This is a genomic window from Actinoplanes sp. NPDC051861, assembly GCF_040681145.1.
GTDB lineage: Bacteria > Actinomycetota > Actinomycetes > Mycobacteriales > Micromonosporaceae > Actinoplanes.
On record NZ_JBFAYE010000028.1, the window covers coordinates 61843 to 85977 of the forward strand.

General features: G+C 69.7%; 23 protein-coding genes. 5 read left to right on the plus strand and 18 right to left on the minus strand.

All coding sequences use genetic code 11. From position 1 onward, the window contains the following. Positions 1 to 9 precede the first annotated feature (9 nt). Positions 10 to 2232 carry an LLM class flavin-dependent oxidoreductase gene (locus AB0M02_RS42020; protein ID WP_364238011.1) on the plus strand — a complete coding sequence of 741 codons (2223 nt, stop codon included), beginning with the start codon at positions 10 to 12 and terminating at the stop codon, positions 2230 to 2232. Here AB0M02_RS42020 and AB0M02_RS42025 read toward each other — a convergent pair. Then, the gene (locus AB0M02_RS42025; RefSeq protein ID WP_364238013.1) at positions 2229 to 2414 is read right to left on the minus strand and encodes a hypothetical protein; all 186 of its coding nucleotides are present in this window, start codon (positions 2412 to 2414) and stop codon (positions 2229 to 2231) included. The two genes, AB0M02_RS42020 and AB0M02_RS42025, sit on opposite strands and share 4 nt — an antisense overlap. Continuing rightward, positions 2411 to 2710 (minus strand): hypothetical protein, encoded by a 300-nt coding sequence (locus AB0M02_RS42030; protein WP_364238015.1) that lies wholly within the window; start codon positions 2708 to 2710, stop codon positions 2411 to 2413. Before AB0M02_RS42030 ends, AB0M02_RS42025 begins: the two co-directional genes overlap by 4 nt. Before the next feature lie 280 nt (positions 2711 to 2990). Here AB0M02_RS42030 and AB0M02_RS42035 point away from each other — a divergent pair, with 280 nt between their 5' ends. Further along, positions 2991 to 3881, plus strand: coding sequence for a helix-turn-helix transcriptional regulator (locus AB0M02_RS42035; protein ID WP_364238016.1), 891 nt, complete (start codon positions 2991 to 2993; stop codon positions 3879 to 3881). Positions 3882 to 3970: 89 nt separating this feature from the next. On the opposite strand, the gene AB0M02_RS42040 is transcribed toward AB0M02_RS42035, so the two are convergent. Beyond that, the gene (locus tag AB0M02_RS42040; protein ID WP_364238017.1) at positions 3971 to 4207 is read right to left on the minus strand and encodes a DUF397 domain-containing protein; all 237 of its coding nucleotides are present in this window, start codon (positions 4205 to 4207) and stop codon (positions 3971 to 3973) included. 599 nt (positions 4208 to 4806) lie between these two features. On the opposite strand from AB0M02_RS42040, the gene AB0M02_RS42045 reads away from it, so the two are divergent. Further along, complete coding sequence (locus tag AB0M02_RS42045) at positions 4807 to 5085, plus strand: hypothetical protein (RefSeq protein WP_364238018.1); 279 nt, start codon at positions 4807 to 4809, stop codon at positions 5083 to 5085. A 119-nt stretch (positions 5086 to 5204) separates the two neighbouring features. Here AB0M02_RS42045 and AB0M02_RS42050 read toward each other — a convergent pair whose 3' ends face one another. The 4 genes from AB0M02_RS42050 to AB0M02_RS42065 form a co-directional block, all read right to left on the minus strand. Next, positions 5205 to 6017 carry an SAM-dependent methyltransferase gene (locus AB0M02_RS42050; protein ID WP_364238019.1) on the minus strand — a complete coding sequence of 271 codons (813 nt, stop codon included), beginning with the start codon at positions 6015 to 6017 and terminating at the stop codon, positions 5205 to 5207. A 106-nt stretch (positions 6018 to 6123) separates the two neighbouring features. Then, the gene (locus AB0M02_RS42055; RefSeq protein ID WP_364238020.1) at positions 6124 to 7728 is read right to left on the minus strand and encodes a diguanylate cyclase; all 1605 of its coding nucleotides are present in this window, start codon (positions 7726 to 7728) and stop codon (positions 6124 to 6126) included. Between the two features lie 113 nt (positions 7729 to 7841). After that, complete coding sequence (locus AB0M02_RS42060) at positions 7842 to 9410, minus strand: MDR family MFS transporter (protein WP_364238022.1); 1569 nt, start codon at positions 9408 to 9410, stop codon at positions 7842 to 7844. Further along, complete coding sequence (locus tag AB0M02_RS42065) at positions 9407 to 9874, minus strand: MarR family transcriptional regulator (protein WP_364238024.1); 468 nt, start codon at positions 9872 to 9874, stop codon at positions 9407 to 9409. The genes AB0M02_RS42060 and AB0M02_RS42065 overlap by 4 nt, the downstream gene beginning before the upstream one ends. 105 nt (positions 9875 to 9979) lie before the next feature. Between AB0M02_RS42065 and AB0M02_RS42070 the strand changes: the two genes are divergently transcribed. Then, positions 9980 to 10570, plus strand: coding sequence for a TetR family transcriptional regulator (locus tag AB0M02_RS42070; protein WP_364238026.1), 591 nt, complete (start codon positions 9980 to 9982; stop codon positions 10568 to 10570). A gap of 92 nt (positions 10571 to 10662) precedes the next feature. On the opposite strand, the gene AB0M02_RS42075 is transcribed toward AB0M02_RS42070, so the two are convergent. After that, positions 10663 to 11220, minus strand: a complete 558-nt coding sequence (locus tag AB0M02_RS42075; RefSeq protein ID WP_364238028.1) for a helix-turn-helix domain-containing protein — start codon at positions 11218 to 11220, stop codon at positions 10663 to 10665. Positions 11221 to 11310: 90 nt separating this feature from the next. Here AB0M02_RS42075 and AB0M02_RS42080 point away from each other — a divergent pair, with 90 nt between their 5' ends. Continuing rightward, the gene (locus tag AB0M02_RS42080; protein WP_364238030.1) at positions 11311 to 12063 is read left to right on the plus strand and encodes a dienelactone hydrolase family protein; all 753 of its coding nucleotides are present in this window, start codon (positions 11311 to 11313) and stop codon (positions 12061 to 12063) included. Here AB0M02_RS42080 and AB0M02_RS42085 read toward each other — a convergent pair. The 10 genes from AB0M02_RS42085 to AB0M02_RS42130 form a co-directional block, all read right to left on the minus strand. Beyond that, a complete protein-coding gene (locus AB0M02_RS42085; protein ID WP_364238032.1) occupies positions 12060 to 12410 on the minus strand; it encodes a hypothetical protein in 351 nt (116 codons plus the stop codon). The two genes, AB0M02_RS42080 and AB0M02_RS42085, sit on opposite strands and share 4 nt — an antisense overlap. A gap of 6 nt (positions 12411 to 12416) precedes the next feature. Continuing rightward, positions 12417 to 14042, minus strand: coding sequence for a polysaccharide deacetylase family protein (locus AB0M02_RS42090; protein WP_364238034.1), 1626 nt, complete (start codon positions 14040 to 14042; stop codon positions 12417 to 12419). After that, the gene (gene wecB, locus AB0M02_RS42095) at positions 14042 to 15223 is read right to left on the minus strand and encodes a UDP-N-acetylglucosamine 2-epimerase (non-hydrolyzing) (protein ID WP_364238036.1); all 1182 of its coding nucleotides are present in this window, start codon (positions 15221 to 15223) and stop codon (positions 14042 to 14044) included. Before wecB ends, AB0M02_RS42090 begins: the two co-directional genes overlap by 1 nt. A gap of 49 nt (positions 15224 to 15272) precedes the next feature. Continuing rightward, positions 15273 to 16607 carry a glycosyltransferase family 2 protein gene (locus AB0M02_RS42100; protein WP_364238038.1) on the minus strand — a complete coding sequence of 445 codons (1335 nt, stop codon included), beginning with the start codon at positions 16605 to 16607 and terminating at the stop codon, positions 15273 to 15275. A 347-nt stretch (positions 16608 to 16954) separates the two neighbouring features. Next, the gene (locus AB0M02_RS42105) at positions 16955 to 17878 is read right to left on the minus strand and encodes a hypothetical protein (protein ID WP_364238040.1); all 924 of its coding nucleotides are present in this window, start codon (positions 17876 to 17878) and stop codon (positions 16955 to 16957) included. Between the two features lie 92 nt (positions 17879 to 17970). Further along, positions 17971 to 18600 (minus strand): ATP/GTP-binding protein, encoded by a 630-nt coding sequence (locus AB0M02_RS42110; protein WP_364238042.1) that lies wholly within the window; start codon positions 18598 to 18600, stop codon positions 17971 to 17973. Continuing rightward, positions 18578 to 19039: a DUF742 domain-containing protein gene (locus AB0M02_RS42115; RefSeq protein ID WP_364238044.1), complete on the minus strand. Its 462-nt coding sequence runs from the start codon at positions 19037 to 19039 to the stop codon at positions 18578 to 18580. Before AB0M02_RS42115 ends, AB0M02_RS42110 begins: the two co-directional genes overlap by 23 nt. Further along, the gene (locus tag AB0M02_RS42120) at positions 19036 to 19482 is read right to left on the minus strand and encodes a roadblock/LC7 domain-containing protein (RefSeq protein ID WP_364238046.1); all 447 of its coding nucleotides are present in this window, start codon (positions 19480 to 19482) and stop codon (positions 19036 to 19038) included. Before AB0M02_RS42120 ends, AB0M02_RS42115 begins: the two co-directional genes overlap by 4 nt. Then, entirely contained in the window at positions 19479 to 22562 is a 3084-nt protein-coding gene (locus tag AB0M02_RS42125; RefSeq protein WP_364238048.1) for a nitrate- and nitrite sensing domain-containing protein, read from the minus strand. The genes AB0M02_RS42120 and AB0M02_RS42125 overlap by 4 nt, the downstream gene beginning before the upstream one ends. Next, positions 22549 to 23718, minus strand: coding sequence for a hypothetical protein (locus tag AB0M02_RS42130; RefSeq protein WP_364238050.1), 1170 nt, complete (start codon positions 23716 to 23718; stop codon positions 22549 to 22551). Before AB0M02_RS42130 ends, AB0M02_RS42125 begins: the two co-directional genes overlap by 14 nt. Positions 23719 to 24135 lie beyond the last annotated feature (417 nt).

Consider the following 24135-nt stretch of genomic DNA (forward strand, 5'->3'; position numbering starts at 1 on the left):
ATCAAGGTTGTGGATTACGGTCACGCGCTGCGGTTCGGCACCTTCCTGACACCCTCGAACGCCGACCCGGAGTCCGTGGTCGCGCTGGCTCGCCTCAGCGAGGAACTCGGCTATGACCTGGTCACCTTCCAGGACCACCCGTACCAGCCCGGTTTCCTCGACACGTGGACGCTGCTGAGTTGGGTGGCCGCGCGTACCGAGCGGATCGAGCTGGCCGGCAACGTGCTGAACATCCCGATGCGCCCGGCGCCGGTGCTGGCTCGGGCGGCGGCGAGCCTGGACCTGCTCTCCGGTGGCCGGGTGGCGCTCGGTCTGGGCGCGGGCGGGTTCTGGGATGCCATGGAGGCGATGGGCGTCACGCGTCGCACACCCGGCGAGTCCGTGGATCAGCTGAGCGAGGCGATCGATGTGATCCGCGAGCTGTGGCGGACCGGTGAGCGGGGCGGTGTTCGCTACGGCGGTGACTACTTCCGGCTGACCGGCGCGAAGCGGGGGCCGGCGCCGGCGCACGAGGTGCCGATCTGGGTCGGTGCCTACGGGCCGCGGATGCTGCGGCTGATCGGGACGAAGGCGGACGGCTGGCTGCCGTCACTGTCGTACCTGAAGCCTGGTGCTCTGGAGACCGGCAACGAGATCATTGACCAGGCGGCGAAGGCGGCCGGGCGTGATCCGCGGGAGATTCGGCGTCTGCTGAACGTCTTCGCCGAGCCGGAGAAGAGTGCCGCGCAGTGGGTGGAGGAACTGGGAGCGCTCGCACTGGAGCACGGAATCGGCACGTTCATCGTGGGTTCTGACGATCCGGGCCTTCTGGAGCTTTTCGCGGCGGAGGTGATTCCCGGGGTGCGGGAGGCGGTCACGCGGGCCCGTTCCGCGGGTGGTGTCGCCACCGGCCCGGTGCGGCCGTTGGCCGCGCTGGCGCTGCGACGAGACGGCATCGATTACGACGGGCTACCGGATTCGCTTGCGGCCGTTGCGATTGAGCCAGGCGATTTTTCGTACGCGAAAGTGCGCTCGACCTATCTCCGCGGAGGCTCTCCCGGTCTGGTCCTGCAGCCGCGCACCGCCGACGAGGTGGCCGAGGCCCTGGCGTTCGCCCGTGAGCAGGAGGTCCCGCTGGCGGTCCGCAGTGGCGGTCACGGCATCAGCGGCCGCTCGACCAACGACGGCGGCATCGTGATCGACCTGTCCCGGCTCAACGCCATCGAGGTCCTCTCCGAGCCGGACCGGCTCGTACGCGTCGAGGCCGGCGCCCGCTGGAAGGACGTCGCCGCCGCGCTGGAGCCGCACGGCTGGGCCCTGAGCAGCGGCGACTACGGCGGTGTCGGTGTCGGCGGGCTCGCCACCGCGGGAGGTATCGGCTGGCTGGCCCGCGAGCACGGCCTGACCATCGACCGGATGCGTGCTGCCGAACTGATCCTCGCCGACGGCACCCGAGTCCGAGCCTCCGCCGACGAGAACTCCGACCTGTTCTGGGCGGTACGCGGTGCCGGCGCGAACTTCGGTGTGGTCACCGCGTTCGAGTTCGAGGTCGACGAGGTGGGACCGGTCGGGTTCGGTCAGTTCGTCCTGGACGCGGGGGACGGCGCCGGTCTGCTGGAGCGGTGGGGCGCCGCGATGGAGGCGGCACCGCGCGACGTCACCACGAACCTGATCATGGGGCCGCCGCGGCGTGGGCGGTCGCTGGCGCAGATCTACGGCGTGGTGGACTCCGCCGAGCCGGACACGATCATCGAGCGGTTCACCCCGATCGCCGGGGTGGCGCCTCTGTTGGATCAGCAGGTGCAGTTGGTCCCGTACGCCGGAGTCATGAACGTCCCGGACGCGCCGCACGACGGCCAAGGCGAACCGGCCGTGCGCTCCGGTCTGATCGACCACCTGACGCCGGAGTTCTGCACGGTGGCCGAGCGCCTGATCTCCTCCGGCACCGTTTACTTCTTCCAGGTCCGCTCGGTCGGCGGCGCGGTCGCGGACGTGCCGGCCGAGGCAACCGCGTACGCCCACCGCGAGGCGAACTTCTCCGTCGTCGCATTCGGCGGCTCGAAGGCCCGCCTGGACGCGGCCTGGGATGAGCTGGCGCCGTTCTTCCGGGGCTTGTATCTCTCGTTCGAAACCGATCAGCGCCCGGAACGCATCGGCGAGGCTTGGCCGCCGGCGACGCTGGACCGGCTGCGTGAGCTGAAGCGGCGTTACGACCCCACGAACCTGTTCCGGGACAACTTCAACATCAGTTAGTGGTGCGCGGCTGTGGCCGGCTCCTCGTGCCAGGCCACTCCCACCGGGCACACGCCGCACGTGAGCTGCTCGCCGCACGTGGGGCACCAGTCGTTGGTGCGCCGCAAATACCACCCGAGGGCTACGCCTGCGAACAGGCTCAGCAGGCCGACGATCGCGGAGACGGTGACTGCCCCGGTCATAACAGCGGGCTCCGTCGCACCAGGTGCAGTCCGCGATGGTCCAGCGTGGGGTCGCTGTCCTCGCGCAACGTCACATACGGCGCGGTGAAGGTGTCGACGCCGGTGCCCCGGTGTGTCCCCGGGCGGTAGGTCACCGTGACCGCGCGCGGGGATGACGCCTCGATGATCCCGGCTCGCCAGCCGTCCCGATAGACCCACACGGGGTCCGCGGGGCGGTAGCTCTCGGCCGGTGCCACGTCCGCGGGATCGCGCTGCGGAGGTGCGACGGTCGGCGTGGACGCCGTCCAGTTCGACATGCGGTGCCTCCCAGAGGCGGGCGTCGGGGGGACAACAGACAGCCCCAACTGAACGCAACGTCCGAGCAGCCGCAATTTTCGGCACGCTGTGTTAGCAGTCGGTACGTGTCTGTCAGCTATCATGCTCGTCATCCAGTGCGTTCGCAAGGCCAGATGCACGTGCATCCGGCGCGCGCAGACGCTCGGAGGCTACGAACCAGCAGGTTTCGTAGTGCACGATCTCCGCTCTAGGATGCGTAAGACTGCGCCGGGCAGTCACAGAGCAGCGACGAGGAGTCAGGTGAGCGCGGGTTCGCAGGAGGAGGCGCCGGGCGGCGGCCCAACCGTGCTGCGTATCCTGCTCGGCTCCCAGCTTCGGAAGCTGCGGGAGTCGAGAGGGATCACCCGTGAGGCCGCGGGCTATGAGATCCGCGCCTCCGGTTCGAAGATCAGCCGGATGGAGCTGGGCCGGGTCAGTTTCAAGGAACGCGACGTCGCGGACCTGTTGACCTTGTATGGGGTGACCGACCCCGCCGAGCGCGAGGCTCTCATCGGGCTGGCTCGTCAGGCCAACAACCCGGGCTGGTGGCATCACTTCAGCGACGTCCTTCCCGGCTGGTTCCAGGCTTATCTGGGGCTCGAGGCGGCGGCCACGCTGATCCGGACGTACGAGATCCAGTTCGTTCCGGGTCTGCTGCAGACGCAGGACTACGCCCGTGCCGTGATCATGCTCGGTCACGCCGGCGCCTCCGCGGACGAGATCGACCGGCGGGTCGAGGTTCGTAAGCACCGGCAGCAGATTCTCACTCGTTCGGGTGCCCCTCAGCTGTGGGCGGTGATCGACGAGGCCGTCCTGCGCCGCCCGATCGGCGGGGTGGACGTGATGCGCCAGCAGATCGAGTTTCTGATCGAGGCGTCGAAACTTCCGAGCGTCCGGCTCCAGATCATCCCGTTCCACGCCGGCGGGCATGCGGCGGCGGGCGGACCGTTCGCGATTCTGCGGTTCCCGGAGCCTGAGCTGCCGGACGTGGTCTATGTGGAGCAGCTCACCAGCGCCATCTACCTCGACAAGCGCGAGGATGTGGACCACTACGCGATGGCGATGGAGCGCGTCTGTATCGACGCCGAGCCCCCGAATCACACACCCGAGATACTCGGCAAGCTGTTGCACGAGGTGGGTCGTCCCGCCTGACCTCGGTCAGGGGGGAGGGGTCCGGTCGCAGGCGGAACTGCGCCGCACGCTGGAACGCCGGCGACCGGACCGTTGGGGGTAGATGAGTTTCAGGCGACGAGGTTGTCGAAGTCCCCGTCGCGAACGCCACCCAGGAAGGCCTCGATCTCGGCCCGGGTGTAGATCAGCGCCGCACCCTCTGGGTCCCGGGAGTTGCGCACGGCGACATCGCCGCTAGGCAGGACGGCGCACTCCACACAGTTGCCGCTCGGGTTGCTGCGACCGCTCTTCTGCCAGGTCACACCCTGCAGCTGGGTAGCGGGCATGCCGTTGACCACGTAGGTCATTCCAAGCTCCCTTGGTATGCCCCGGATCGCCGATCGATCCGGGATGTGTCTCCGCGTGCCTATTTTGTGACGGCGATGCAAATGCACGTGCATCTGGCCTTGCGTAGTCACGGGATTCTGAGCATGATAACGCACGTGAGACTCCCAAAGGGGTCACGGAGGGTGACATCTTTGGGTGATGGGTCGGTCGCGGAGCGACGTCTGCGGCCTCGGCGCGAGGCTCCCTTGGCGGGGGGCGTCTGAGCGAGAGGACGAGATTGTGTCGATACCGAACATCGGCCCGGAGCTCCCCGATCCGAGTGACCCCGGTGCGGGCGAGAGCCCGCGTCGGGGGAACCCGCCGCTGGTTTTCCGGGACGAACCGGTCACTGACGAGGTGATCGCGGCCTCTACCCGGGCCAGTGCGGTGACACATCGGTTCGGCGGGGTGCGATATGCATTGACCCGACCGGACGGAGCGCACGCTCCGGAGCCGCCTAGCGAGGAAGGTGAGTCCGACGCGCGTGACTGAGCTCGTTCGCTGCCGCGGGCTGCAACCCGCAGGGCGCCATCTGGCTCGCGCCAGATGGATGGCCTCCGCGCCACGACTTCGTGACCATGTGTTACGACCGAGTGAGCCGCGCTGGCCGGTGTACGAGTTCGCCGAGTCGGACTACTGCTATGGCGTTGGACCGATCCGGCTGCGCCTGGTGCGCGTGGATTGGGACAAGCCGATTCCCCACGAGGACGACACCTGGCTGGGTGTCCGGGGCGTCGTCATCGATCGGGCCGGACGTGAGGTCGCGGTGCGCGAGATGCTGATCCGGGCGGGACGCGTGCCCGTCCCTCCGGCCTGCAAGCGACCGCGCCTTCGGGTGCTGCGAAGCACGCCCGTGTGACGCCGGGTGGGCGGTTCGGTTCCCCGTGCCAAGCCGCCCACCCGGTCCTACATAAAAGAAGGCCTCGCCGGCGGCAACCGGCGGGGCCTTCTGCCGCAGTCAGCGGGGTGAGCAGCGGGTCAGGGCTTGCGCGCCACGCCGGCCCAGTAATAAGCCGCCTTCGGATCGACGTTCGGGTCGTCCGGGCGCCAGCTGGAGACCGGCACCAGGCCCGGCTCGAGCCAATCCCAATCACCGAAGAATTCGCGGACCTGATCCTCGGAGCGGGCGACCAGCGTCATCCCCGCACCCGTGGCGGCCTCCACCGCAGCGTCCACCTCGGTGGGGTTGAAGTCCGCGGTCGGGTGCGTGATCGCCAGGCAGCTGCCGGACGGCAGGGCGTCGCGCAGCTCGGCGACCTTGCCCCAGGGGTCGTCCTGGTCGGCGAGGAGCATGAGGATCGCGATCAGCGTGAGCCCGACCGGCTTGGTCAGGTCGAGCGTGTCGAGCAGTGCCCGGTCGCGCACGATCGACGACGGGTCGCGCAGGTCGGCCGAGATGTACTCACTGCGGCCCTCGGGGTGGCTGAGCATCAGCGCCCGGGCGTGGACCAGCACGATCGGGTCGTTGTCCACATAGACCACGCGGGTCTCCGGGGCGAGTTTCTGCGCGACCTCGTGCAGGTTGGGCCGGGTCGGGATGCCGGTTCCGATGTCCAGGAACTGGCGGATGCCCTCTCCGGCGACCAGGTCACGGGCCACCCGGTGGACGAACTTGCGGTTCTCCCCGGCCATGTAGCGCATGCCGGGAATGGCCTGCATCATCGCCTCGCCGACCGCGCGATCGACGGCGAAGTTGTCCTTGCCGCCCAGCCAGTAGTCGTAGATGCGGGCCGAGTGAGGCACGTTGATGTTCACGCCCGGGGGTGCCACCTCATTGCCGCCCTGCACCACGGAACCGCCTCCTCACGCTGCCGATCTTCGCCGGCCCGTCCAGACTAGCCGGAACTATCGACCGGCTTAAGCCACGGCGACCGAATCTGGCAACACTGGGGTGTCGTCAGGCGGCCTCGGCGTGCTGGGCGTACCCACGACGGCCACCGTGGTGATCCGCGGCTGACACGACGCGATCACGTCCGGCGTGCTTGGCAGCGTACAGGCGACTGTCCGCAGTGGACAGTAGGGCCGGCTGTGTCGCGTCGGGCACCTCGGCGACGCCGGCGACTCCGATGCTCACGGTGACCGGGAGACCGCAGGTGAGTGGCTTCCAGTCGTGGCCGCGGACGACCCGGCGAACGTGGTCGAGCAGGACAGCGGCGCCGGTGACCGAGGTGTCGGGCAGGACGACGAGGAACTCCTCGCCGCCCAGGCGGGCCACGAAACCGTCCGGGCAGGCCATCGAGAGCTCCCGGGCGAGCAGGTCGGCGACCTGCACCAGCACCTGGTCGCCGACGTTGTGCGAGAGCCGGTCGTTGACCTGCTTGAAGTGGTCGAGGTCGACCAGGGCGACGGTCAGCTTCGGGTCGGACTGGATCAGGCCGGGCAGGCGCTCGTCGACGTACCGCCGGTTGTGCAGCCCGGTGAGCTGGTCGCGGCGGGCCTGCTCGCGGAAGCGCTCGGCCTCCTGCCGGGCCTCAGCGGTCTCGAACATCGCCTGACGGGTACGCGTCCGCGCCTCCCGCTGCACCGAGTGCCGAGTCTGGTACGCGCCGAAGAACACCTTGTGCACAGCGAACGCGCCCGCGAAGTCACCCTGTGCCGCGTGCAGCTCGGCCTGCTCCTCGTGCACCCGAACCATCAGGTCGCCGAGGTCGCGCTCGAGGCAGAGGATCCGCGACGCGTCGAGGCTTGCCTGCGCCTGCCGGTACGCGCCAAGCCCGCGCTGCGCCCGCGCGAGCGTGAGCAGGTACATCGGCATGGCGTCGGCGTTGTCGTACCGGCCGTCGGCGTACCGGTCGATGCAGACCTGCATGGTCCGCTCCGCGTCCTCGTACCTCTCGTTGCCGATCTGGATCCAGCCGATGGTGTCCAGGTACGCGGGCTCGAGCAGCTCACCTCGCTCGTCCGCGAGGACCTGCAGGCGCTCCGCCACCTCCTCGGCGCGCTTCTGGTTGCCGGTGTCGAACTCGGTGTACGCGTAGTTGTTGAGCAGGCAGAGCAGCGCCGGCGAACCGGACTCGACGGCCAGTTGCTCGGCCTGGCGGTACCGGATCCGGGCCGCGTCCATCGAGCCGGCCGCCCAGAGCGCGTCGGCGAGCTTGGTGCGGTGCCAGATGTGCATGTGCGTGGTCGAGTCCTCGTCGAGCAGTTCGACCGCCAGCACCGCGTGCTCCAGGGCCTGCTCGGCGTCGCTCAGATGCTGGTGGATGTTCGACCAGACCAGGTGCGTCCGCGCCAGCAGCAGCCGCTCGTCGTGGCTGACCGCCCACTGGTGCACCTGCCAGATCTGCGCCGCCGCGCCGGACACGTCACCGGAGCGCAGCCGCATGTTGGCCTGGCACAGTTGCGCCCGGGTGACCAGCAGGCCGTCGCCGAGGGCGAGTGCGGCACGCTCGATCTCGAGGGAACGTGTGAGTTCGGCCTCCGCGTTCCAGGACCGTTCGTCCTCGATCGCGAGGAGTGCGGCCGAAAGCCTCTCGGCGTCGGTTGCCAGCCCGTCCAACACGGTTCTCCTCTCCGGTTGCCCGGCCGAAGCATCGTCACCGCAGACCCGGAGATGAGAAAAGCGGCGCCCGGATCCCACAAGGAGATCCGGGCGCCGTGGAGGAGGAGCAAGGTCTATTCGGCGAACGCGGGCTCCTTGAGGGGAGCCAGGTCGACCGTGCTGCGCAGCTTCGCCGGCTTCATCGCGATCGCCGCGATCACGCCGACCACCGCGATGCCCATCGAGATCAGGAAGATGTGACCGGTGGCGTCGCCGTACGCGTTGCGGACGATGTGCTGCACGGCGTCCGGCAGGGCGCCGAGGTTCAGGCTGCTGCTTCCGCCGCTGCCGGATGCCGGGTAACCGGCCGCCGTCAGGTCGTGGGTGATCTGGTCGGTGACCCGCCGGGCCAGCACCGCGCCGAGCACCGAGACGCCGATCGTGCCACCGAGCGACCGGAAGAACGCGATCGTCGAGCTGGCCGCGCCGATGTCCTTGAGCGCCACGGTGTTCTGCACCGCGAGCACCAGGTTCTGCATCGAGAGGCCGACACCGACACCGACCGCTGCCATCGCGAGGCCGACGTACCAGAGCGGGGTGTCGTGGTCGAGGAACGAGAGCCCGGCGAAGCCGGCGACCAGCACGATCGTGCCCGCCACCACGTACGGTTTGATTCGCCCGCTCTTGGTGATCATGCGGCCGGCGACGGTGGACGAGACGAGGACGCCCGCCATCATCGGGATGGTCAGCAGGCCGGCCTCGGTCGGGCTGTAACCGCGGCCGATCTGGAAGTACTGACCCAGGAAGACCGCGCCGCCGAACATCGCCATGCCGACCGCGAGGCTGCCGATGATGGCCAGCGCCGTGGTGCGCTCCCGGACGATCGGCAGCGGAACCACCGGCTCGGCGACCCGGGACTCGACCCAGACGGCTAGTGCCAGGAGCACCGCGCCGGAACCGACCATCGCGATGCTCTGCCAGGAGATCCAGGCGAACGCGTCGTCGACGAAGGAGATCCAGACCAGGATGATGCTGACACCGGCGGCGATCAGGGTGGCGCCGACATAGTCGATCTTCACGTTGTCCCGGCGGATGACCGGCAGGTGCAGGGTCTTCTGCAGGACGATCAGGGCGATCACGGCGAGCGGCGCGCCGATGAAGAAGCACCAGCGCCAGCCCAGCCAGGACGTGTCGACGATGAGTCCGCCGAGCAGCGGGCCGCCGACGGTGGCCAGAGCCATCACGCCACCGAGGTACCCGTTGTACCGCCCGCGCTCCCGCGGCGGGATCATCGCGGCGATCGCGACCTGGACCAGCGCCTGCACGCCGCCCATGCCGAGGCCCTGGAACGCCCGTGCGGCGATGAGCTGCTCGGTGCTCTGCGTGAAGCCGGCCGCGAGCGACCCGATCACGAAGATCACGATGGAGAGCTGGACCAGCAGCTTCTTGCTGTAGAGGTCGGAGAGCTTGCCCCAGATCGGGGTGGTGGCGGTGGCCGTCAGCAGGGTCGCCGTGACCACCCAGGTGTACTGGGTCTGGCTGCCGTTGAGCGATCCGATGATCTTCGGGAGCGCGGTGGAGACGATGGTGGAGCTCGCCATCGCCGCGAAGAGCACGAGCAGGAGGCCGGAGAGCGCCTCGAGGATCTCGCGGTGTGTCATCGCGCCGGGTTCGGCGGCGCGGGTTTCGGTCGGGGCGCTCATCGCGCGGCCTCCAAGCTGAGCGTGTGGTTTTCCTGGTCGATCAGGTCGCGGGCGAAGCGGTGCAGCGCCGCGGTGAACTCGGCGATCTCGTCGGGGCTCCAGTGGCGGAGCGCGTCGGTGAGCCGGTCCTGGTACTGCTGCTGCACGCTGTCGAGCACCGAGCGGCCTCGATCGGTGAGATGAAGGGTGCTGGCCCGCCCGTCGTCCGGGTCGGCCGAGCGTGTGACCAGTCCGGCACGGACCAGAGCGGCGACCGTGCGGCTGATCGTGGAGGGGTCGAGCGCGTGCTCGGCGGCGAGGTCCTTGACGTGGCAGGGCCCGGCGCGTCCCCGGTTGTGGATGGCGGCGAGGACGCCGACCGAGCCGACCGGCACCGTGGCCGGCTGACCCACGCGGTTCTGTTTGAGCAGGCGGATGGCCTTGAGCACCTCGTGCATCGCCGCCACGAGCGGGTGTTCCTGCATGACCGCCTCCCCAGTGATGCTTGCTGCATACAACTATCTGCCTAAGTTGCCCAGTGCGCAAGTTTGCGCAGTGGGAACTGAATCACACGTCAGTATCCTCAGGTCATGAGCATCGAGACGGGCCTCCGTGAGCGGAAGAAGGCGGCGACCCGCCAGGCCCTCTACGAGGCAGCTGTCCGGCTGGCGATGGAGCACGGGCCGGAGCGGATCACGGTCGAGGCCATCGCCGACGAGGCCGGCGTCTCACGGCGTACGTTCTCGAATTATTTCGCCAACAAGGAGGAGGCACTCTTCCACGGCGACCGCGCACGGACCGGCCTGCTGATCGAAAAGGTCCGGGCTCGCCCGGCGGGCGAGGCTCCCTGGGCCGCGCTCAGCGCGGCGGCGATCGAGTTCTACGGCCAGCTCGGTGATCTCAATCCGGAGTGGATCTCGCAGACGCGCCTGCTGCGCCGGCATCCGTCGCTTGCCGCGGCGCAGGCACAGACCTTCGCGACGATGGAGCACGAGCTGGGCGAGGAGGTCGCGGCCCGGATGGATCAAGACCCTTCAGAGGTACGCGCAAAGCTCATCGCCGCGACGTTCCTGGCAACGCTGCGGGTGTCGTTGACGGTGTGGCTGGAGCATCCGGCCGACGCGTCCTATCTGGACGTGGCCCGGCGCGCGCTCGCCGAGACCGGCCGCGGGTTCGCCTGACACCGGGAGAGTACAAACGCGGCTCCGGGTGGGGGCTCCCGAAGCCGCGCTCGTTCGGGGCCTGTCATACCCATTGACGGAACCCGTAAACCTCAACGTGTGGCGAGGCCGCCCAGAACCAGGGCGAGTTGTCTGCGCCAGGCCATCGGGTCGCGGGAGTGCTGTGCCACCCCGGCGTTCGCCATCATCAGCAGAGCCAGGTCCTGCCGGGTGAAATCGGACCGGAGGCGGCCGGCGCGCTGCGCGCGGGCGAGCACGTCGACGGCACGCTGCTGTGCGGTGGCGCGCAGTACGGCGAGCCGCTCGTCATCGTCGAAAGCGGTCGTGACCAGCAGCTCCGCGAGTCCGCGGTCGGTCGCCTGAAGTTCGCAGACCCGGGTGAGGTAGCCGACGAACGCCGCCCACGGGTCGGGGTGTTCCAGGGCCTGTTCGGCGAGGCGCACCGCGGAGGTCATGTGACTGGCGAAGACCTCGGCGATCAGGTGCCGGCGGCTGGGGAACCGGCGATACAGCGTGGCGTTGCCGACTCCGGCCCGGCGGGCGATCTCGTCCAGCGACGCGTCCAGGCCGTGTTCCGCGAAGACTTCACGAGCGGCCTCGAGAAGGGCGGCTCGGTTCCGTCGGGCATCCGCGCGTAGCCGGGTGGCCATGCGCCACAGGATACGACTTTCCGGCGGAGATCCAATCCCCCTGATGTTACGGTCCCGATGATCTAGACGAATGGTGCAGGAGGTGCGGGAATGCAGCGCAACGAGATCGACGTCCCGGCGGCGGACGGCAGTGCGGACGCGTACTTCGTCAAGCCGGACGGCCCCGGACCGTTCCCCGGCCTGGTGATGTTCATGGATGTCTTCGGCATTCGCCCCCGGCTGCGGGAGATGGCCGACCGGGTCGCCGAGCGCGGATACGCCGTGCTGCTGCCCAACCTGTTCTACCGCGACGCCCGAAGCCCGCTCGTCGAGGCGGCCGACCTGACCGACGCCGACCGGCGCTCCGCTGCTTTCGGCCGGCTCGCGCCGATGATGGGCCCGCTGGCTCACGGCGTCGTCGCCGACACCGCCGCCTACCTTGACTTCCTCGCCGCGCAGGACGGCGTCGCGGCCGGGCCGGCGGGCCTGTTCGGCTACTGCATGGGCGGCCGCAACGCGCTGATCGCGGCGTCCGCGCTGCCGGAGCGGGTGGCCGTGCTCGCCAGCTTCCACGCCGGCGGCGTCGTCACCGACCAGCCGGACAGCCCGCATCTGGGGGCCGGCGCGCTGACCGGCGAGGTCTACTTCGGTCACGCCGACAACGACGGCTCGATGACGCCGGAGAACATCGCGGCGCTGGAGGCGGCGTTCGACGCGGCCGGGGTGACGTACACGTCGGAGGTGTACGTGGGCGCGCCGCACGGGTTCACGATGGCGGACACCGCGATGTACCACGAAGAGGGCGAAAAGCGCCACTGGGCAGCGCTGTTCGCCCTCCTGGATCGTGCCTTTCCGGCGGCCTAGTTGTCGTAGAGGCCCGGGAAGTAGCGGTCGATCGCGGTCACGTCGTAGACGTGGCGGACCTCGCTGATCTGGTTCTGCTCGACGGCCAGGAACTCGACCAGGCGGGCCGTGCCGAACGGCGCCGCCAGGTCGTACACCAGGGCCGCGCCGTCGACCGCGTCGGTTCGGGCCGCCACCGTGACGCCGTCCGCGAAGGCTGCTATCCGGTGCAGGACCTGGAGGAGCTCCTCGTCGTCCACGGGGGCGTCGAGGTTCCACTCGGTCTCGACGTCCGCGGTGAGCAGCTTGCGCGCCGCGGGCACGTCGTCGGCGGTCCAGGACCGGACCCAGAAATCCACTACGTCCACAGAGTCTCAGCCGTTCAGCATCGAGTCGGCGCTGACAAAGGTGTAGCCGGCGCCCTTGATACCCGTCACCAGGTCCTTGAGGTGGTCGGTGCCCAGGTACGGGTGGTAGAAGCAGCTGGCCACACCGTCGCGGACGACCAGGTTGCGCTCGGCGGAGGCGACCAGGTCGGCGGGGAGGCGGACCGGGTGGTTGTTGAACGCCTCGGGCTCGACGTTGCCGATGTTCTCGGGTACGACGGCCGAGCCGTACACGTCCCGCACCGTGTACGGGAAGAACTGCCCGAACTGGCGGGTGTAGTCGTACTTGCCGCCGGTCAGCACGCCGGGGAAGTAGAGGCCCCGCTCGTACCGCTTGCCGAACAGGGTGTGCGCGGCCTGGTAGTCGGCCGGGCTGGCGGCGTAGTGCGGGAACTCGAAGATCTTCGGGGCGCCCAGGCCGGCGGCCAGGAACAGCGCGCCGGAGGAGACCATCCGGCCGGTGGCGTACGCGACGGAGTCGCCGGGCACCGGGCCGTCGTAGATCACGTAGTCGCGGGAGTCGACGTGCGCCGAGTAGAACTCGAAGTCGTTGCCGCTCTTGCCGTCGTACGGGTTCGCCACCGCGTTGAACTGGTGTGTGTAGCCGTGCATGATCAGCGTGCCGCCCCGGGCCTGCATGTACTTGAGGGCGGCCACCACCTTCGGCTTGTTGAGCAGCGTGTAGTCCTCCGCCTTGCCGCCGTTGTCGACGCCCTTCGGGTCGCGGTACCGCGGGTACACGGCGACGCTGAACGGGACCTTCTCGGCGTACAGGTAGTCGGCGATGGCCTTGAGCTGGTCCGGGTCGGCGTCGGGGCCGACGTCCTCGAGGCGGATCAGCGCGCGGTGCCGCTCCGGGGTGTTGCTCGCCAGGGCGTCGAAGAGCAGGTCCGCGAAGATCAGGTAGCGGTCGTCGTGCCCGACGTACGAGAACGGGATCTCACCGACGTAGGTGAGGTTGCCGGACCGCACCGCCCACGGGAACCTGCTGCCGTCGGCGCGGATCGCGTCGGCCAGCGAGGTGACCTTCGCGGTGTCGCTGACCGGCAGGTTCATGATGCCGGCCTTGTTGTCGGCGCTGCGGGTCAGCTTGCGGCCCTTGTAGCCGACCTCGGCCACGTCGGCCAGGTCGAACGTGCCGCTGGCGAAGCCGTACTTCGCGGTGAAGCCGTCCTTCGCCGCGAGCTGCCAGATGTTGTCGTAGACCCAGATCACCGGCTTGCTGGTGGCCATCACGTCGGTGAGGAACGCGGCCGGCAGCGGCTCGTCGTACGTGGAACCGAGGTAGATCACCGCGGTGTACGCGTTCAGGTCGCCGGCCTTGTACCCGGCCACCGGCGCCGCGGTCCACGTGCCGAAGTGCGAGGCCAGGTGCGCCGTCTGGGTGGCGTACACCTCGCCGAGCCAGCCGTACTCGCTGGTGGTGTCGTAGAGGACCAGGGCCTTCGCGCTGCCGGCACCGGGCGCGCCCTTGCCGGTCTTCACGGCGGTGGCGTTGACAGTCGTGTTGCTGGCGGCGTCCGCCTCCATCGCCGTCAGCCCGACGGCGGTCACCGCCGCGCCCGCGGCGCTGACGGCGAGAACGGTACGGCGGGTGAGCTTCGCGGTACGCATCAGGCAACGGCTCCAGACGTGAGGGCGGTGTTCGGGGCGACGGGCATGGCGTCGGGGAACGAGGCGAGGCCGAGCAGGGCCGCGGTCGCCTGTGCGGTGCGGCGGGCGGCGAGCCCGTCGCCGTACGGGTTGCCGTTGGCGGTCATCGCGTCCCGCCGCACCCGGCTGTCGAGCAGCGCGGACGCCTCGGTGACGATCCGCTCGGTGTCCGAGCCGACCAGCTTGGCGCAGCCGGCGTGCAGCGACTCGACGCGCTCGGTGACGTCCCGCAGCACCAGCGCCGGTACGCCGAACGACGGCGCCTCCTCCTGGATCCCGCCCGAGTCGGTGAGCACCAGGTACGCCTCGGACAGCAGCCGGGCCAGGTCCGGGTAGGGCAGCGGGTCGGTGACCGTCACCCGCTCCACGCCGGCGAGCGCGGTGTCGACCTGCTCGCGGACCGCCGGGTTCGGGTGGCTCGGCAGCACGACCTCGATGTCCGGGTACCGCGCGATCAGGTCCTTGACCGCGGTCAGGATCCGGTCGAGCGGCTCACCCCAGGACTCCCGCCGGTGCGCGGTGACCAGGACCAGCCGGCTGTTCGCAAAGTCACGGCCGGTCAGAAGCGGGTTCTCGAACGGCAGCTTCCGTCCGGCCACCGCGAGCGTCGCGTCGACAACGGTGTTCCCGGTGATCAGCACGTCGGCCGGGTTGATCTTCTCGTCGAGCAGGTTCATCGCGGCCAGCGGTGTCGGCGCCAGGTGCAGCGCGGCGACCTGGGCGACGAGACGGCGGTTGCCCTCCTCCGGGAACGGCGACTCCAGGTCTCCGGAGCGCAGCCCGGCCTCCAGGTGCACGACCGGGATGCGCCGCCAGAACGCGGCGAGCGCGCCGGCCAGGCTGGTGGTGGTGTCGCCCTGCACGATCACGGCGGCCGGGGTGCGCACCGACCAGAGCTCGTCGAGCTCGCGGATCATCGCGGTGAGCAGCTCGGCCTGGCCGCCGGTCTCGCGCTCGACGGTCAGCGTGATGTCCGGGCTGAGGCCGAAGGCGGCGAGGGCCTGGGTGACCATGGCCGGGTGCTGGCCGCTGGCGAGCAGCACCGGCTCGAGCAGGCCGGCCTCGCGCATGGCGATGGCGACGGGGGCGAGCTTGACGGCTTCCGGTCGGGTGCCGCCGATGAGGTGAACTTCGCGAAGCATGGGGGAGCCTTTTCTTCGGGGGTGGGTGGGGGTGGTGACGCCTGCGGGATCAGGCGGGGAGGGCTTCGAGGAGGGGTTCCTCGGCGAGGCGTTCGGTCTTGGCCCAGGCCTGGCGGCCGCTCGCCTGCCGGCCCAGCGCGCGGTAGGTGGCGGCAAGACCGAGGATCAAAAAGGCGGGGTACGCGAGCGCGGCCGTCAACATGCGGGGCATGCCCTCGTCGCCGCGCTTGTGCCGGTGCACCAGGGCCCAGAGCAGGCCGGGGAACGTGGTGACCGCGATCCAGACGGCGGCGCTCTCGGCCAGCGCGGCCCAGGTCGGCAGGAACGGGACCGGGTGCCCGATCAGCAGCCCGGCGGCGCCGGCGAGCGTCATCGCCGCGAGCAGGACCGTGACCATCGCGTTGGCCCACGGGGAGAGCAGGTAGTGAAGCATCTCGACCAGCGCGGTCCGGGCGATCCGCGGTGAGGAGAAGAGCCGGCCGAGGTAGCGGGCGCACTGCATGTTGCCCTGCGCCCAGCGGGTCCGCTGCCGGGTGAGCCGCCGTACGTCGACGACCGCCTGCTGGGTGACCGAGGAGCGGGAGGTGTAGCGGATCGCCACGCCGCCCAGGTGCATCCGCAGTCCGAGTTCCAGGTCCTCGACGAGGCAGCTGGACCACGGCGCCGAGCCGAGCGTCTGCAGCGTGGAGAGGCGGCTGAACTGCCCGTTGCCGCCGAGCCCGACGGTGTCCAGGGCGTCGCGCATGTTCTGGCAGGCGTCGACGATCGCGCCGAACTCCAGGTCCTGCACGGCGCCGAGGAGCTTGTTGCGGTTGCGGATGCGTACCTGCACCTGCACCGCGCCGACGCGGGCGTCGCGGGTGAGGCGGGAGACCTCCACCAGGATGTTCTCGCTGCCCTGGCCGTCGCCGTCGATGATGCCGAGCACCACGCGCTCCGGGCTGATCCCGGACTCGGCGGTGCGCTCGCTGATGTAGCGGTACGCGGCGTTGAGCGCCTCGCCCTTGCCCTGCCGTGCCTCGGGAAGGTCGCGGCGCATGATGTGCAGGCGCGGGTGGTCGATCGCCGCGAGGACCTCGGGCGTCCGGTCGTCGGAGCCGTCGTCCACCACGAGGACCCGGGCCAGGGTGCCGGCCGGGCCGCGCAGGTTCAGCGCCGAGTTGACCGTGTTGGCGACGACGGCTTCCTCGTTGAGCGCCGGGACGATGATCCAGAAGTGCTGTGGCCGGGCGTCGCCACCGGCCACCGCGCGGTTGACGACCGACGCGCGGTGCGTGCCGTGGTACCGGACCGCGAACCACACCAGGATCACCGTGGAGAGGGGCCAGGCCAGCAGCACGGAGTAGCCCGCGATCGCGACGAGCCAGCTGTCCGACGCTGTCATCGGTTCCTCCTCGCCCTAGTCACTTTTCGTGATTTTCCGCGAGCGAGGGGGGCCGCGCTCTTGGACGTAATAGGACATTAAGGAGCTACCCAGCGTGACTCAAGAGCGGTGGGCGGAACGGAGAGCGATCCTGGCCAAACGGGCGAACCCAGACATCTCAGACCGCTCTGAGCCGGCGAAACCGGACGCGATTCGCCCGTTTCGCGGCGGTAAGCCGAGATCTCTCTAGGCGCTCAATTGACTGCGGAGAGTAACTAGACGCGTCGTGATCGCACGACTACGCAGAGTGTTGAGGCGGGCACGAAAAAGCCGGCCTCGCGCGTGGCGGGGCCGGCGGGACGGACCGGTTACTGGTGGTGGGGGTCGTCGAGCAACGTGGGGTCGTCGCGCAGCATGGCGGCCAGGCGGCGAGCGGCCATCTCGGTCTCCTCGGGGCGCTCCACCTGAAGGGGGATCGGCTGCGCGAGCGGCTCCGGGAAGCCGGACGAGGGCGCCGGAGGCTCCGGGAAGCCGGGCGCGGACGGGTGCACCGAGGCGGGCTCGATGTGCGGCGCCGAGTACGGCGGGGCGGCCGGCTCGGCGTGCGGGGCCGAATACGGCACGCCGGACATGGGTGGATCCGAGTACGCCGGTGGCGGCGGGGTCGCGGCGTACGGATGTGGCTGCGGTGGCGGCGCGGACGCGTACGCATGCTGGGTCTGTGGCGGAACCGGCGGCGGAGGCGGCGCCGCGAACGGATGCGTGCCCACCTCCTCGGCCGCGCTCTCCGCCTGATAGCCGTAGACGGGCTGCCCGTTGGGCGGGGTGGCGAACTCCTGGTAGCCACCCGCCGGAGAGGTGGGCGTGACATAGGGGCGCTCGGCGGTCGGCGGCTCGGTGTAGGCGAAGTCCGTCGGGCCGAACCGGTCCTGGTCGTCGAGGCTCGCGCGGGGCGGCTCGGCCGGCGGCTCTTCGGTCTGATCGTCGATGTCGATCTCGAAGTCGGCGTGCCGGGGAGCGGCTTCGGTGGCACGGGCGGCGACCGAGTGGTCGGCGCTGACCTGCACGACACCGTCGGCGAAAGCAAAATGCAGCAGGGTGGGCTCACCGGCGCCCTCGACGCCGACCGTGACGCTCAGGTTCGGGTTGCGGGAGATCACGCCCGCGATCGCCTCGACCAGTTCGGTCACCGCCGGCGGAGTGCCGGGGGTCTCGCCGGTGGCGCGGCGCCTCAGCTCGTCCCGCCGGGCGAGCTTGTCGAGCGCGTCGTCCAGTCCGCCTCGCACGTCCACCGTCCTCATTCTTCACGCGGTCGCCCGGTACTCCCACTTTGCACTCAGCAGAGCGGATTTGAAACCGTCACCGGGCGACCCGATGCGACACCCTACGACGACTTCATCCGGATCGCCTTGTCGAGTGCCTGGTCGAGGACGACCAGAAGGGCATCCCGCACGGACCCGCGGAAGCGGGCGTCGAACGAGATGACCGGTACGTCTTCACGGACCGCGAGAGCCCAGCGCACCTCGTCGAGGTTGTAGCTCAGCTGTCCGTTGAACGTGTTCACGCCCACCACGAAGGGCAGGCCTGCGCGCTCGAAGTAGTCGACAGCCGGATAGCAGTCGTCTATTCGGTTGGTATCTACCACAACCAGGGCACCGAGGGCACCCTTGACCAGGTCGTCCCACATGAAGGCGAACCGGGTCTGGCCGGGCGTGCCGAAGATGTAGAGCTTGAGCGTCTGATCGATGGTGAGAACGCCGAAGTCCATCGCGACGGTGGTGCCGGTCTTCATGGTCGCCTGACCGGGATCGTCGATGCCGACCGACTCCGAGGTCATCTCGGCCTCGGTGGTGAGAGGCGCGATCTCGGAGATGGCACCGACCGTCGTGGTCTTGCCGACTCCGAAGCCGCCGGCCACGATGATCTTGACCGGGACCGGTGCCTTCTTGGGCGCCCCGCCCGGCACCCGTGCGGTACCGACGACGCGGCGGTCAGTTGATGGATCGAAGTCCACGGATCACTCGCATGATGGTCTCGGGGTCAGGTGTGTCGTTGTCCAGCACGTGGACATCCAGTTGGCCGGCGGCACGCAGGTCGCCGACGAGGATTCGGCACACCCCCAGATGGAGGCGCAACCGAGCGGAGATCTCGGCGACCGAGATCGGGCTCTCTTCGCAGAGGGCCACGATCGCCCTGGTTTCCGGAGACAACCGCGACGGGGGCGCACCGGGCACCACCGTCACCTGAGTTTCCATACCGATGTCGGGGTCGCCTCCATCGGTCCGCCCGGACGTGATGACGAACGGGCGCAGACTGTTGGTCGACGCCTCGACCGGCGGGTGCTCCCCGGTGGGGGTGTAGCCGCCGGTCGAGTGCTGCGGACCGGATTGCAGGAAGGGCCGGACTCCGGGACGCGCCGGAGGAACAGGGTCGTCGGGGTCCGGGTATGTCATTGCTGGACGGCGTTCTTCAGCTCAGCGATCAGGCGGGGGCTCAGTGCGCCGCCGGCCCGCGTGGCGAAGAGCGTCATCTCGTACGCGAGCGTGCCGAGGTTCGCGGTGCGGTCCGCGATGACGCCGAGAACCGAGCCGGCGCTGATCGCGGTGACCAGCAGATAGCCGTCAGCCATGTCGATGATGACCCGGTTGAGGGCGCCCAGCCGGTACCAGCTGGCCGCACCACCGGCCAGGCTGGTCAGGCCCGAGACGACCGCTGCGAGGCGCTCGGCGTTGGGCCTGTCCTTGATGGCCGACATCGCCATCAGGAGACCGTCGGAGGATACCGCAATGGCTTCGATCACGCCCGCTGTACCGGAGGTAAACGAGTCCAGCAGCCAGTTGAAGGTCTTGGCTTCGGCGCTGAGCTGACTTTGCGCGGTGGAGTAGGGGGAAGTCATCGCGGTTGTCCCTCGTGTTGTGGCTGACTTTCATTCAGAGCGAGTGCGACTCCGTACTCGAACTGATCCATCAGGGCTCGTGCGGCATCCGGATCCAGCTGGGCCGGGGCCGGCGGCGGTGTCGGGCGGTTCGGCTCGTCGCGCGGCAGGGTTGCGCCGGGGACGCGACGGGTCAGCGGGGAGCCGCCGGACGACGCCGGCCGTGCGGGCGGTGCCGCCTCGCTCCACTGGGGGGTGGCGGCCGGAGCGGGGGTGTTCCACTCGGGCTGAGCCACCGGGGCCGGGGTGTTCCATTCCGGCTGTGCCACCGGGGCCGGGGCCGGGGTGTTCCACGTGGCCTGCGGGGCCGGTGTGTTCCACTCCGTGGTGGCGGGCGCCGGCATCGACACGCTGGTGTCGTGTGCACGGCTGACGCCGGCCTCGAAGGCGTCGAACGCGGCCCTGGCCGCGAGCGCGTCGTCCTGCGACGGCGTCGTGGCGTGCTGCTGCGGACCGGCCTCGGCCGGCAGCTGGCTGCCCGGAACCCGGCGCCGCAGCGGAGCGGCGTTGCCGGGACGCTGCGCGGGTGCCGCCTCCGGCGGGTAGCCGTAGTCGTCACCGGTGCGCTGCTGCGGGATCGCCGCGGCCTCCGGCGGGATGGCGGACGCCATCGGGGCCTCCACTGCGGGGGTGTTCCAGGAGGCCTGGACCGGCTCGTTGTTCCAGCTGGGGCCGGCCGACGGCGCGGACGGCAGCTCCGGCAGAGCGGCCGGTACACGGCCGGCGACCGGCGTGCCCATGTCGTAGGCGACCACGGGCTCGGTGTACGAACCGGCGTGCGGGTAGAGCGGCGCGGCCGGCTCCTGGTACGCCACACCGGGCGAGTAGACCGGCTCGGCGTCGTAGACGGGCTGTCCCGCGTACGGGTCCGGGGCCTGATCCAGAGCCGGTGCTCCGGAGGGCGCTGCCGACGGGCCGAACGCGTTCCACGAGCTCGTCGCCTCGAGGGTCTGCGTGGCCCGGCTCAGCACGTTCGGGTCGAACGGCTGCTGGCTGCCCGGCACCGAGCGGACCCCGGCACTGGTGATCGCGACCTCGGTGGTGTTGCCGCGCAGAGCGCCGGACCAGGCCGGTGCCATCTCCGGAACCTGCAGGTGCGGCGGGATGCCGGGGGACGGCACCGCCGAGGGGTAACCCGGCGCCGGTGCCACCGCGAGGTTCTCCACGCGGGCGATCAGGTGCGACGCGTTGAGGTCGACCCAGGCGGTCAGACCGCCGTCGGGGGTGTCGGTCAGGGTGACCTCGATGCCGTGCCGGCGGGCGAGCCGGCCGACCACGAAGAGACCGAGCACCTCGGTGGGCGCCAGGTCCAGGCGCTCACGGCGGGTCAGTCGCGCGTTCTCCTCGGCCAGACGCTCGGGCGCGAGGCCCAGGCCGTGGTCGATGATCGCGAGGCGGGCGCCGCCGCGCAGCTCGTCGGCGGTGACCGTGACGTTGGTGTGCGGCGGGGAGAACGACGTGGAGTTCTCCAGCAGCTCCGCGAGGAGCAGCGTGAGGTCGGCCAGGACGGCCGGCACCACGACGATGTCCTCGGGGATGTCCACCTGAACACGGGTGTAGTCCTCGATCTCACCGAGGGCGAGACGAACGACGTCGGAGAGCGGCAGCGGGGCCATGTGCTCGTTCGCACCGGCGGCACCGGAGAGCACGACCAGCGCGGACGCGTTCCGGCGGAGACGGCTGGACATGTGGTCCAGGCGGTAGAGCTCGCGGAGGCGGTCGCTGTCGGTCTCGCGGCGCTCCAGGCCGTCGATCAGGGACAGCTGGCGGCCGACCAGGTTCTGTGTACGCCGGCCGACGTGGCCGAACATCTGGGCGACGTTACGGCGGCCGAGCACCTGGCGTTCCACCAGCCGGGCGGCGGTGGTCTGCACGCGGTCGAACGCGCGGGCCAGGTCACCGATCTCGTCCTGGGCCTCGACGTCGACGGGGTCGAGTCGAATCGGCCGGACCTGGGCTTCCTGCTCGTCGTCGGCCACGCGCTCGAGCTCGGCCTCGGCGGCGCGGGCGATGCGGTCGGCGGAGACGGTCAGACGGCGCAGCGGCCGGGCGACCGCGCGCGCCATGAAGATGCTGAGCGTGATCACCAGGATCAGCAGCAGGAACGAGCCGCCACCGATGAGCAGCGCCTGACGGATGGCGCTCTCCCGGTTGCTGTTCACCGTGATGTCCACGTCCTGGGCCACGCGCTTCTCGACGAAGCTACCGAGGACCGTCACCGACTGCAGCGACGGGAACAGCGTCCGGATGTCCAGCGACTGCAGTGCCGCGTTCGGGTCCGTGGCGAGCTGGGCCTGGAACCGCGTGCCGACACGGAAGACGAACGCGTCCTGCGTGTTGATGTACAGCTTGTACTGGCCGTCGGTGAAGTAGACCTGTGAGGTCGTGATCAGCGACTGGATCTGGCTGAACGTCGCGTTGAACGCGCTGAGCAGCAGGCCCGCGCCCGCCGCGCCCTGCGGGGTCTTGGAGATCACCGCCGCGGCGGCCAGGTAACAGGTCGCCTGGCTGATCAGGTCGTCGGAGCGCATGGCGCGGTCGAGGGCGTAGACCTGGCGGCCGACGCCGGTCGTCAGGTCGGCGCTCACCGACAGGCCGAGGCCGTCGATGAGCGGCGTGATGACGCCGGTGAAGTCCTCGACCACCGCGGGCGGCTGGATCGCACCGTTCAGCACGTTCTGCCGGGTGCTGGCGAGCGTGTTGGCGCGGCTGATCGCCCGGCGCAGGTCCTCGGGAAGGTCGAGGTCCAGGTCGGACAGCTCGGCGACCGCCTCGGCGGCCTCGGCGCTCTGCACGACCAGGGTGGGCCGTTTAACCAGGCCGAGCAGGAAGCCGACCGAGAGCAGCCGTTCCTCCTGGAGCTCGATCAGGGCCGAGCTCACCTGGGTGGCCATCTGGACGGTGTCGGAGGTGTCCTGGGCGACACGGGCGGCGTCGACGCGCTCGAAGATGACCGGCACGCTCAGGCCCACGACGCCAAGAAGCGGTACGAGCACCAACAGAGCCAGTTTGCCCAGGATGCGGAACTTACCGAAGAGCACCGGAACGCTCCTGCCGCGTAGCGCTGCCGCCGTAGTTGGGGATCTCGCCGTAGGCGGGCATCTGGTCGTACGGGTTGCTGTTGCCGTACGGGTTCGGCTGGGCCGGGCCGTCGATCTTGACGGAGACCTCGCGGGCGCTGTCGATGTCGCCGAACGAGTCACGGACCTGCACCGAGCGGACCCGCGTCCAGTACGTCGCGACCAGGATCAGCGCGATCGCGACGGCGAGCAGCGCCCAGGCCTCGGCCCGGCGGTAGTTCAGATCGTCGATCCGCTCCTTGAGCAGGCCGTCCATCTCGGTGAGCACGACGCCGGACAGCGCGCGCAGCGCGGTCTGCAGGGTGCTCTGCGCGGTCACCAGGGCGGAGACGTTCGGCGCGCCGCCGAAGTTGGCGCCACGGTTGGCCGCCTCGATACCGCGCCGGAACGCGTCGAGGTTGGTCACCAGGTTGCCGCTGAGCGACGAGCTGGTGGTGTCGTTGGCGGCGTCCTGCAGGGTGTCGGTCAGGTCGTCGCCGGCGTCCTGGACGGCGAGGAGCTCGTAGCCGAACTGCGTCTGCAGGGCCGGCCGCTGCCGGGCCTTGGCGCCGGCGGTCATGTTCGCCCGGTCGCCCATCCGGCTGACCCGGGTGACCGCCTCAGGCATCAGGACCGAGACCGCCTCCTGCAGGTACCAGATGTCGTTCTCCTCGTCGCGGTTGAGCGTCGAGTTCTCCCGCACCGCGCCGAACAGCTCGAGCGTCAGGTCGGAGACCTCGACGTGAGCCTCGTAGATCTGCTCCGCGGTGCCGGTGACCTTGGTGAGGCCGGCGATCTTCTCGCGCAGGCCGGTCCACCGCGTGGTGGTGCCGAGTTCCTCACCGAGGCGGCCGTCGGCGTCCTGCACGCGGGCGACCGCGGCGGTCACCGAGGCCGGCTCCGCCGCGACGCCCTGCAGGTGGGCGGCCTGGTACTCGGCGAGCGCGCTGACCAGTGGGCTGAGGGCACCGAGATACTCGACGCCCACCCGCTCCAGCTCCGTGTTGCTCCGGTGTTCCGAGTTGTCGTCAAGGACACGCAGGAACAGGACTGCCGTCGGGAGCACGACGAGGACCGTCAGCACCACCGCGATGGCGGAGCGTAAACGGGTTCGCCGGCTGTTCACCGAGACTGACATTGCTTTAGTCCTCCGCCATGCACACGCGATGGGCCATTGGGGGGCTACGGACAGTAGCCATGCGGGCGCACCGATCCGGGTCAATCTATCCGAGAAAACCTCAGAAAACCCCTTTCCAAGGGTCAGAGTTCTCTCGGCTGATCGGGGGATACGCGGCACTGCCGACTCGGCTGTACGTCCGCGTGGGCCGTGGCTAAGCCCAGCCCACGCCGGTGTCGGGTGTGAGTGTCGAGTGCCGCGGAGGATCGTATCCGGACCGTGGGCGGGACGTGAATATGAGATCTACTTCGGATTTGTTACGTCTGGGCAACTCGCCATTGCGGAAAGTGGTCACGCAATTGCGTAGAGGCAGCATATTACTCTAAGTAGTGAATCAAATACGGAATAGCGGGCCTCTCCGTCCCGTTTTCGGCACGG

Excerpts from the sequence above, each read along its gene's own strand:
- AB0M02_RS42025 (WP_364238013.1), bottom strand. The coding sequence starts at position 2,414 with ATGACCGGGGCAGTCACCGTCTCCGCGATCGTCGGCCTGCTGAGCCTG.
- AB0M02_RS42030 (WP_364238015.1), bottom strand. The coding sequence starts at position 2,710 with ATGTCGAACTGGACGGCGTCCACGCCGACCGTCGCACCTCCGCAGCGC.
- AB0M02_RS42040 (WP_364238017.1), bottom strand. The coding sequence starts at position 4,207 with ATGACCTACGTGGTCAACGGCATGCCCGCTACCCAGCTGCAGGGTGTG.
- AB0M02_RS42060 (WP_364238022.1), bottom strand. The coding sequence starts at position 9,410 with ATGAGCGCCCCGACCGAAACCCGCGCCGCCGAACCCGGCGCGATGACA.
- AB0M02_RS42065 (WP_364238024.1), bottom strand. The coding sequence starts at position 9,874 with ATGCAGGAACACCCGCTCGTGGCGGCGATGCACGAGGTGCTCAAGGCC.
- AB0M02_RS42070 (WP_364238026.1), top strand. The coding sequence starts at position 9,980 with ATGAGCATCGAGACGGGCCTCCGTGAGCGGAAGAAGGCGGCGACCCGC.
- AB0M02_RS42075 (WP_364238028.1), bottom strand. The coding sequence starts at position 11,220 with ATGGCCACCCGGCTACGCGCGGATGCCCGACGGAACCGAGCCGCCCTT.
- AB0M02_RS42080 (WP_364238030.1), top strand. The coding sequence starts at position 11,311 with ATGCAGCGCAACGAGATCGACGTCCCGGCGGCGGACGGCAGTGCGGAC.
- AB0M02_RS42090 (WP_364238034.1), bottom strand. The coding sequence starts at position 14,042 with ATGCGTACCGCGAAGCTCACCCGCCGTACCGTTCTCGCCGTCAGCGCC.
- wecB (WP_364238036.1), bottom strand. The coding sequence starts at position 15,223 with ATGCTTCGCGAAGTTCACCTCATCGGCGGCACCCGACCGGAAGCCGTC.
- AB0M02_RS42100 (WP_364238038.1), bottom strand. The coding sequence starts at position 16,607 with ATGACAGCGTCGGACAGCTGGCTCGTCGCGATCGCGGGCTACTCCGTG.
- AB0M02_RS42115 (WP_364238044.1), bottom strand. The coding sequence starts at position 19,039 with ATGACATACCCGGACCCCGACGACCCTGTTCCTCCGGCGCGTCCCGGA.
- AB0M02_RS42120 (WP_364238046.1), bottom strand. The coding sequence starts at position 19,482 with ATGACTTCCCCCTACTCCACCGCGCAAAGTCAGCTCAGCGCCGAAGCC.
- AB0M02_RS42130 (WP_364238050.1), bottom strand. The coding sequence starts at position 23,718 with ATGTCAGTCTCGGTGAACAGCCGGCGAACCCGTTTACGCTCCGCCATC.